8 protein-coding genes are annotated in these 8,981 nt (G+C 72.4%); 2 read left to right on the top strand and 6 right to left on the bottom strand.

The window, feature by feature from the left end; translation table 11 throughout:
* Positions 1-486: 486 nt before the first annotated feature.
* A complete protein-coding gene (locus tag HYE82_RS04230; protein ID WP_179172555.1) occupies positions 487-1,929 on the bottom strand; it encodes a transglycosylase family protein in 1,443 nt (480 codons plus the stop codon).
* A 183-nt stretch (positions 1,930-2,112) separates the two neighbouring features.
* On the opposite strand from HYE82_RS04230, the gene gndA reads away from it, so the two are divergent.
* Positions 2,113-3,555: an NADP-dependent phosphogluconate dehydrogenase gene (gndA, locus tag HYE82_RS04225; RefSeq protein WP_179172554.1), complete on the top strand. Its 1,443-nt coding sequence runs from the start codon at positions 2,113-2,115 to the stop codon at positions 3,553-3,555.
* 376 nt (positions 3,556-3,931) lie between these two features.
* Here the strand turns inward: gndA and HYE82_RS04220 are convergent, their stop codons facing one another.
* The 5 genes from HYE82_RS04220 to HYE82_RS04200 form a co-directional block, all read right to left on the bottom strand.
* Positions 3,932-4,135, bottom strand: coding sequence for a hypothetical protein (locus HYE82_RS04220; RefSeq protein WP_179172553.1), 204 nt, complete (start codon positions 4,133-4,135; stop codon positions 3,932-3,934).
* A gap of 87 nt (positions 4,136-4,222) precedes the next feature.
* Positions 4,223-4,882, bottom strand: coding sequence for an aspartate/glutamate racemase family protein (locus HYE82_RS04215; RefSeq protein ID WP_179172552.1), 660 nt, complete (start codon positions 4,880-4,882; stop codon positions 4,223-4,225).
* Positions 4,876-5,229, bottom strand: coding sequence for a GNAT family N-acetyltransferase (locus HYE82_RS04210; RefSeq protein ID WP_179172551.1), 354 nt, complete (start codon positions 5,227-5,229; stop codon positions 4,876-4,878). Before HYE82_RS04210 ends, HYE82_RS04215 begins: the two co-directional genes overlap by 7 nt.
* Before the next feature lie 15 nt (positions 5,230-5,244).
* Positions 5,245-5,664: an aspartate 1-decarboxylase gene (gene panD, locus HYE82_RS04205; protein ID WP_179172550.1), complete on the bottom strand. Its 420-nt coding sequence runs from the start codon at positions 5,662-5,664 to the stop codon at positions 5,245-5,247.
* Between the two features lie 317 nt (positions 5,665-5,981).
* Positions 5,982-6,854 (bottom strand): potassium channel family protein, encoded by an 873-nt coding sequence (locus HYE82_RS04200; protein ID WP_179172549.1) that lies wholly within the window; start codon positions 6,852-6,854, stop codon positions 5,982-5,984.
* Positions 6,855-7,366: 512 nt separating this feature from the next.
* Between HYE82_RS04200 and HYE82_RS04195 the strand changes: the two genes are divergently transcribed.
* The gene (locus HYE82_RS04195; RefSeq protein ID WP_179172548.1) at positions 7,367-8,908 is read left to right on the top strand and encodes a sodium:alanine symporter family protein; all 1,542 of its coding nucleotides are present in this window, start codon (positions 7,367-7,369) and stop codon (positions 8,906-8,908) included.
* The last annotated feature ends 73 nt before the right edge of the window (positions 8,909-8,981 follow it).

Here is an 8,981-nt window from a genome sequence, read left to right as displayed (position 1 = left end):
GACGGGGGGCGGCTGCCGGCGGGCGGGGAGCAGAGCCTGCTGCTGGCGCTGACGGGGGCCGCGGTGGCCGTGCTGTTCCTGGCGGCGCACCGGATGCGGCGGGCCGTGCTGCGCAGCGTGCTGCTGGCGGCGGCGGCCGGTACGTCCTTCGGCATGGCCTCGGTGTTCACCAAGTCGGTGGCCGAGGGGGTCACCGCGGGGGCAGCGGTGCCGGCAGGGCCTGTGTGGGCCGATCTGGCGGCGGTCGCGGTGCTGGCGTCCGGCGGGCTGCTGCTGTCCCAGGCGGCCTACCGGGGGGCGGGGCTGACCGCGCCGCTGGCCACGGTGACCGTGGTCAACCCGGTGGTCGCGGCGACGGTCGGCATCACGCTGTTCGGCGAGGGGTTCCGGTACGGGACGGCGGGCGGGGCGGTGGCCCTGGCGAGCGCCGCGCTGGCGGCGGCCGGCCTGGTGCTGCTCGCGGCCGTGCCGCCGCACGTGCGGGGGTCAGATGCCCACTCCGTGGGAGCGGAGGTACTTCAGCGGGTCGACGTCGGAGCCGTAGCCGGGCGTGCTGCGGATCTCGAAGTGCAGGTGCGGTCCGGAGGAGTTCCCCGTGGATCCGGAGCGGCCGATCCGCTGGCCGCCGGAGACCTGCTGCCCGTCCTTGACGCCGAGCGCCGACAGGTGGGCGTACTGGGAGTACCGCCCGTCGGCGTGCCGGATGACGACCTGGTAGCCGTACGCACCGGCCCAGCCGGCGGAGACGACCTGGCCGGGGCCGACCGCCTTGACGGCGGTGCCGGTGGCGACGGGGAAGTCGACGCCCGTGTGGTAGCCGCTGGACCACGCTGAGCCGGCCTTGCGGTAGGCGGTGCCGATGGCGGCGTCGACGGGGGCGGTGAAGCCGCTCGCGGCCGGCTGCTGCTGCGGCGCCGAGGCGGGCTTCTCGGCGGGCTTGGGCTTGGGCTTGGCTGCGGGCTGGGCGGCCTGACCGCCGGCGGGCTTCCGTTCCTGCTGCTCGGCCCGCTTCTCCGCAGGCTTCTCGGCGGCCTTCTCGGCAGGCTTCTCCGCAGTCCTTTCCGCGGGTTTGTCCGCGGGTTTGTCCGCGGGTTTGTCCGCGGGTTTGTCCGCGGGTTTGTCCGCGGGTTTGTCCGCGGGTTTGTCCGCGGGTTTGTCCGCGGGTTTGTCCGCCGACCGCTCACCGGTCCTCTGCTCCGCCGGCTCCACCGGCGGGACCGGCTCGGCCGTACGGGGCGGCTTCTCCGGGTTCTGGGCCGGCGGGGCGGCGGTGATGCGCAGGGTGAGCCGCTGCCCGGGGAAGATCAGGTTCGGGTTGCTGCCGACGGTGGTCCGGTTGGTCTCGTACAGCGCCTGCCAGCCGCCCTCGACGTGCTGGCGCGTGGCGATCGACGAGAGCGAGTCGCCGGGCGCGACGACGTACGGGTTCGGCAGGACCGAGGTACCGGTCGGCCGGGGCTCGGTGGCCGGCCGGTCGCCCGCCGGGGCCTGCGGCGCCCGGACGGTGACGACCTGGTTCTGGGGCTTGAGGTCGGGTGCGGGCCCGCCGCTGTCGAGCCCGGCCTGCCTGCCGCAGGTCGGCCAGGCCTGCGGGCCCTGGTTCTTCAGGACCTTCTCCGCGACCGCGATCTGCTGTTCCTTGGTGGCCCGGTCGGCGCGGGGGGCGTACACCGTGCCGCCGAACGCGCTCCACGTGCTCTGGCTGAACTGGAGCCCGCCGTAATAGCCGTTGCCGGTGTTGATGTGCCAGTCGTTGGTGGACTCGCAGTCCGCGACCTTGTTCCAGGTGTCCACCGACGCAGCCTGCGCGGTTCCCGTCCCGGCTCCGACGAGAGGGAGCGCGATGCCGGCTCCGCCGGCGGTGACGGCGAGCGACGCGCGGTTGATGCTGCTCGGCTGGTACCGGCGGTGCCGGCCCCGTACCCCCATGGAAGCCCCCTCCAAGACATCAGGAATCCCACAACTTAACGTCGTGCCCGGGCCCTGACAAGGGGCGCAAGAAGGCGCACGGACGGGCGAGTTGACGTTGTTTTGTGAGCAGAAAGATCCACGGGGGTCCTCGCCGGGGTAGCGTCGAAGGCCCCGCACGTCGAAGCACTCAGGAGCGCACGCATGAGCAGCACGGCCCAGATCGGTGTCACCGGACTTGCGGTGATGGGCAGCAACCTCGCCAGGAACTTCGCCCGCAACGGGTTCACCGTCGCCGTCCACAACCGCACGTCCGCCAAGACCGAGGCGCTGGTGGAGGAGTTCGGGCACGAAGGGGCCTTCGTCGCCGCCGGATCGGCGAAGGAGTTCGTCGACGCGCTGGAGCGGCCGCGCCGCCTGATCATCATGGTGAAGGCCGGGGAGCCGACCGACGCCGTGATCCGCGAGTTCGCCCCGCTGCTGGAACAGGGCGACGTCATCATCGACGGCGGCAACGCGCACTTCGAGGACACCCGCCGCCGCGAGCGCGAACTGCGGGAGCAGGGCATCCACTTCGTGGGCGTGGGCATCTCGGGCGGCGAGGAGGGCGCACTGCTCGGGCCGAGCATCATGCCCGGCGGCTCCGAGGAGTCGTACGCCTCCCTGGGCCCGCTGCTGGAGAAGATCGCCGCGAAGGCCGCCGACGGCACTCCATGCACCTCGCACGTGGGCCCCGACGGCGCCGGGCACTTCGTGAAGATGGTGCACAACGGCATCGAGTACGCCGACATGCAGCTCATCGCCGAGGCCTACCACCTGTTGCGCGAGGTCGCCGGCTACTCCCCCGCCCGTATCGCGGAGACCTTCCGGACCTGGAACCGGGGCCGGCTCGACTCGTACCTGATCGAGATCACGGCGGAGGTGCTCGCGCACACGGACGCCGCGACCGGGCGCCCTTACGTCGACATCGTGGCGGACGCGGCGGAGCAGAAGGGCACCGGCCGCTGGACCGTGCAGATCGCCCTGGACCTGGGCGTGCCGGTGTCGGGGATCGCCGAGGCGGTCTTCGCCCGCGCGGTCTCGGGCCACGCCGGGCTGCGCACGGCCGCCCGGGGGCTCGCGGGCCCGTCGGCGGCGGCGCTGCCTGCGGAAGAGGCGGACGCGTTCGCCGCCCGGGTGGAGCAGGCGCTGTACGCGTCGAAGATCGTCTCCTACACGCAGGGCTTCCACCAGATCCAGGCGGGCAGCCAGGAATACGGGTGGGACATCGACCTCGGAGCGGTGGCCTCCTTGTGGCGGGGCGGATGCATCATCCGCGCCGCGTTCCTGGACCGCATCCGGGCGGCGTACGACGCGCAGCCGGGCCTGCCGAGCCTGCTGGCGGACGCGGGCTTCGCGGGGGAGATCGGCGCGGCCCAGGACGACTGGCGGACCGTGGTGACGGCGGCGGTGGGCCACGGGATCCCGGTGCCCGCCTTCGCGGCCTCGCTCGCCTACTACGACGCGCTGCGCGCAGAGCGGCTCCCTGCGGCGCTCACCCAGGGGCAGCGGGACTTCTTCGGGGCGCACACCTACCGGCGCACGGACCGGGAGGGGTCCTTCCACACCCTCTGGAGCGGCGACCGCTCGGAGGTCCGCACGGCCTGACCCGGCCACGGAACGGGGCTGTCGGCGGCGGCCGGGCCGCCGCCGACAGCCGGGTTCCAGCGCAGCGGGCTTCGACCCAGCTACGGCCCAGCGGGCTTCAGCCCAGCGGGCTTCAGCTCAGCGGGCCGGGCTGCGGGACGGGCGCCGGCCCGGGCGGCGCGGGCACCGGATCCGGCTCGGGGAAGGGCCCGGGCACGGGCGGAACCGGCCGCGGAATGGGCTCCGGGTCCGGGAACGGGTTCGGGCCGGGGGTGGGCGGCGGCTCGGGCACGGGCGGCTGCGTGCCCTCGGCACGTACGCCTCGTACGCTTCGCACTTCTTGCACCATAAGCCCCACCTTCCCCGGATCCGGGCAGGTACGCCTCCCTGGGCCGGATCAGCGGCCGGAGGCCGGGCCCGCCTCGACGCCAATGGCGCTGCCGCGGAAGGCCACGACCCTGCCGTCGCCGCCGACGGCCCACAGGTCGGGCCCGACGGCCAAGGCCAGTCGCCCTTGCCGAGGGGCGGACGGGCCGAGGGCGTCGAGCAGCGGCACGGCGCCGCTGCCGAGGTATGCCCGGAGCCGCCCGCGCTGCTTCACCAGCAGGTCCGGACCGACGGGATCGGCGACCCGCAGTGACGGGCCGACGGGCGGGCCCCGGTCACGCGCGAGCGCGTGTCCCCGTGATCAACAAGCGCCCTGCGGAGTATCGACCGCGGCAGGATGCCCGGCCGCCGCAATGGCGGCGGCCAGTCCCGGGGCCGGGCTGGAGAGTACCGGCACGGAGGTGGCGGCGAGGGCCGCGGCGCCGGCCATGGAGGCCTGTGCCAGGACGATGACGTCCGCGTCGGCCACGGCGTCCGCGGCCTCGGCCACCAGCGCCAGGTAGCCGGCGCCGTCCCCCGCCTCGAAGCGGTCCCAGGCCCCGGCGACGACACGGGTCGTGATCACCGCCGGGCGGCCGTCCGTCTCCTCGGCGAGCAGGGCTTCGGTCGGCCCCAGGGTCGACTCCAGGGCCGCCAGTACGGTGATCCGCGGGCCGGCGCGGACGGCGGCCGCGGCCATCGGCCGGTCGACCCGCAGCACCAGCACCCCCAACTCCCCGGCCAGGGACTCCGCGACCGCCCCGATCGTCGAGCAGGTCACGAGCACCGGGCCGGCGGAGCCCGCCAGCAGCTCCCGCAGGTCCGGAGCCACCGACTCCGGGCCCTTCGCGCGGGCCCGGTCCAGCAGCTCCGGCACCACGAGGTGGCGCAGCACGGCCCCGGGGTGGTCACGATCCCGCAGCGCGTCGAAGACGGGGACGTGGACCGCAGAGGTGTGCAGCAGGGTCAGGCCCGTCACCACAGGTCGGGGCTGGCGTCCAGCTGCGCCCTGGCCGCGGCGACCACCTCGGCCGGGGCCGCGGGCGCCTGGTCGGGGTGCCGGGCGGCCCAGCTCGCGGCGTAGGGGCAGAGCGGGACCACGGGGACGCCTTCGGCGGCGGCGATCCGATAGAAGGCCTGGACCAGGTGCCCGGCGATCCCCCGCCCCTCGTGGCCGGGCTCGACGACGGTGTGGACGGCCACGAGCGCGCCGGGCTCCCGGTCGAGCACGAAGTACGCGACGATGCCGACGGCCTCGCCGTTCTCCAGGGCGAGCAGCCTTCCGGCGTCCCGCTGGTCTTTGAACTCGATCGAACCGGCCTGCGTCATGGTCCCCGACTCCCCTCAGACAGCCACCGCGTGGGGGCTGCGCTCCTGGTCCGTGCCCGGCACCGGCGCGGACGGGTCCGCGCCCAGCTCCACGATGCGGTTCTGCGCGTCCACGTGCACGACGCGCGGCGTGAACCCCCGAGCCTCGGCGTCCTCGACCTGCGCGTAGCTGATGAGGATGACCAGGTCGCCCGGGTGCACGAGGTGCGCGGCGGCTCCGTTGATCCCGATGACCCCGGACCCCCGCTCGCCCTCGATGACGTACGTCTCCAGCCTCGCCCCGTTGGTGATGTCGACGATGTGGACGAGCTCCCCGGGCAGCAGATCGGCGGCGTCGAGCAGATCGGCGTCGACGGTCACGGAACCGACGTAGTGCAGATCGGCCTGCGTGACGGTAGCCCGGTGGATCTTGGACTTGAACATGGTGCGAAGCATGGAGAATCTCCCGGTTTGTCTGCTCCCTGCCTGCTTTCCGCAGGTCAAGGGCGGTCTTCGCACCATACAACGATTCGCATGTCCGGTCAGCCGGCCAGCCGTCACCAGGTCTTGGAGGAGCCACGCTGACCGATTGCCGACCGGTGCACCATCACGCCGATGCGGTGTTGAGTTCCCGGAGCCCCCTGCTTTGACGGCCGGGGATCAGCACCTCCGGGTCGGCCGGTCGCGGAGGTGCGGCGGTCGGCGCCGTGGGCGACGGGACCCGGGGCCGTGGGGGTGCGATCGAGTCGGCCCGCCGGGGCTTCGGTTCGGCCTCAGGGCGCTTCCGGGTAACCGTGGTCACGGGCGAAGGCCGCGAACACCTGGCGGGCCACCCCTTGGGTGTGCAGGAAGCGGTGGTCGAGGATCGCGGCCAGGTCGTCCAACGCGGCACGCAGTACGGCCGCCGACATCCTCACGTCGGGATGCCGGGCGGCTGATGCCTGGTCCGCGAGGTTCATGGCGCCCGGGAGCTGGCGGGCGAGCGAGATGGCGTCGTCACCGTCGTGGAAGTAGTACGACTCGGCGTACTGGAGGAAGTCGACGCAGACCACGGAGATGTCGGAGGAGAGGCTGTCGAGGATCTCGGCGCCGGCGTCGGCGTCGACCTGGTCCGTCGCGGGGTGGGTGCGGACCAGGTGCGAGATCCGCAGTGCGAGGGCGCGGCGGCGGCCCAGGGCCGGGAAGATGCCCAGCGTCCAGGCCACCGTGGCGCTCAGCAGCGCGAAGCCGGCCAAGGCCTCCAGCGGGGCGGCGATCCTCAACCAGCCTTCGGCGGGGGCGATGTCACCCAGGCCGAGCGTGGAGATGTGGACCAGGGAGACGTACAGCGCGTCCACGAACCCGGAGTGCTCGGCGGGCCGCAGGCCGGGGGCGTAGGTGAAGCCTTCCGGCATGTGCGGCCAGTACACGAGGGCCCAGCCGAGGACCGCGGTCAGGGACCAGGTGGCGACGACGGCGGCCATCCCGATGGGGCCGGCGAGCCCGGTGCTCCGACGGCGTCGGGACGTCTTCGACAGGCGCCACACCGCGGTCATGACCAGGCGGCTCAGGCCCCCGTGGCGGGTCGGGTGCCACAGGGTGTGGAACACGTCCCGGAGGACGATCAGCACCAACGCCGCACCCGCGGCGGTCACCGGCCAGCCCATCCGGGTTCCTCCATGGTCGTCTCGGGCCCCCGGGCCCTCGGGCGGATAGGTCTCTCCTGGCCAGCTGCTGGTGACTGCCTACCAGCGGGCCGGGCCCGGTGAGCGGCGACGCGCCCCGCTCGGCACACCGGCGGTGGCACGGACGCGGCGGAGTGAGCCGCTCGTTCGCTCAGCAGAACCTCAGATCCGGATCACGATCGCATCTCCGAACCAGGGCAAACACCGTAAAGAACCAGGCACTGTGACGCCCGTCACTAAAGAAGGCGTAAAGACCGTGCTAGGAATACGCAACTCCGCTTCGGCCCATCCCTCGCCGGAACTCCGGAGCCGCGGCCGCCACCAGGCCGGGCAGCACTTCGCAGTATCAGCACGACCAAGGCGCCTTCCTCCGGTTCGGGTCCGCGAACCGGCGGCGCCACGGGTCGCCGATCGGACAACGGCGTTCGCTCAAAGCCCGCCTTCTCACACCGCCCCCCGCACGGGGCCGGTCTGCGCCATCGAGGTTTTGCCACATGTCACTCGACTCCTTCACCGACTCCGTCGACGAAGCCGTCAGCGGATTCTTCGAGCCCATAGCCAAGTGGCTCGGCGAGGTCGTCTTCTACTCCGTCCCCGTCGGGGGCACTCAGCTCCCGCTGATCGTCGCCTGGCTGGTCGTCGCCGGTGTCGTCTTCACGGCCTGGTTCGGGGGCGTGCAGATACGCAAGTTCCGCCTCGCGGTGAACGTGGTCCGCGGCAAGTACGACGAGAAGGGCTCGGCCGGTGAGGTCAACCACTTCCAGGCCCTGACCGCCGCGGTCTCGGGCACGGTCGGTCTGGGCAACATCGCCGGTGTCGCCGTCGCGGTCTCCATCGGCGGCCCCGGCGCCACCTTCTGGATGATCCTCTGCGGTCTGCTGGGCATGGCGACGAAGTTCGTCGAGGTGACCCTCGGCGTGAAGTACCGCGAGGTGCACGCCGACGGCACCGTCTCCGGCGGCCCGATGCACTACCTGCCCAAGGGCCTGGCCGAGCGCTTCGGTGCCCGCGGCAAGACCCTCGGCAAGGTCCTCGCCGTCCTCGCCTCCGCCTTCGTGCTGTTCTTCGGACTCTTCGGCGGCAACCTCTTCCAGGTCAACCAGTCCTACGCCCAGCTGGTCTCCGTCACCGGCGGCGAGTCCGGCATGCTCGGCTCCTCGGCCGGCGCCCTCTTCTTCGGCATCCTGATCGCCGCACTGGTCGGCATCGTGCTCCTCGGCGGCATCCGCTCCATCGCCTCCGTCACCAGCAAGCTCGTCCCCGCCATGGCCGGCATCTACATCGCCGCCTGCCTCGTCGTCATCCTGGTGAACGTCTCCGCGGTGCCGTCCGCGATCTCCACGATCATCGAGGGCGCCTTCAACCCGCAGGGCGTCGCCGGCGGTGTCCTCGGCGCGCTGATCATCGGCTTCAAGCGGGCCGCGTTCTCCAACGAGGCGGGTCTCGGGTCCGCCCCGATCGCCCACTCCGCGGTGAAGACCAAGCACCCCGCCAGCGAGGGCCTGGTGGCCCTGCTGGAGCCGTTCATCGACACCGTGATCATCTGCACCATGACCGCGCTGACGATCGTGATCGCCAACCCGGCCAGCTGGGGCGAGGCCCGCAAGGGCGAGTCCATCGGCGGCGTCACGATCACCTCCGACGCCTTCGCCACCGTCCTGCCCTGGTTCCCGTACATCCTGACCATCGCGGTCATGCTGTTCGCGATCTCCACGGTGCTGACCTGGGGTTACTACTGCATGAAGGCCTGGACCCACCTGTTCGGCCGCAGCAAGGCCAGTGAGCTCACCTTCAAGGTCATGTACACGCTCGTCGCGGTGGCCGGCTCGCTGCTGACCCTGCAGACCCTGATCGACATGGCCGACGCGGTGCTCTTCATGCTCGCCGTCATCAACATCATCGGCCTGTACCTGCTGGCCCCCGTGGTCAAGCGGGAGCTCAACACCTTCCTCGACTTCGTCCGCCGCCGCGACGCCGGCCTCGACACGGACGGCGACGAGGACACCGACCAGGAGCCGGTGAAGACCACCGTCTGACCGTCCCCCCGGCGGCCCGGCTCCTTGAGGGCCCGTACCCACCCTTGCGCCTTGGGCGGGTACGGGCCCTCTC

It is taken from the genome of Streptomyces sp. BR123, assembly GCF_013401435.1.
Classification (GTDB): domain Bacteria; phylum Actinomycetota; class Actinomycetes; order Streptomycetales; family Streptomycetaceae; genus Streptomyces.
This window is presented reverse-complemented; position numbering and strand designations above follow the sequence as displayed.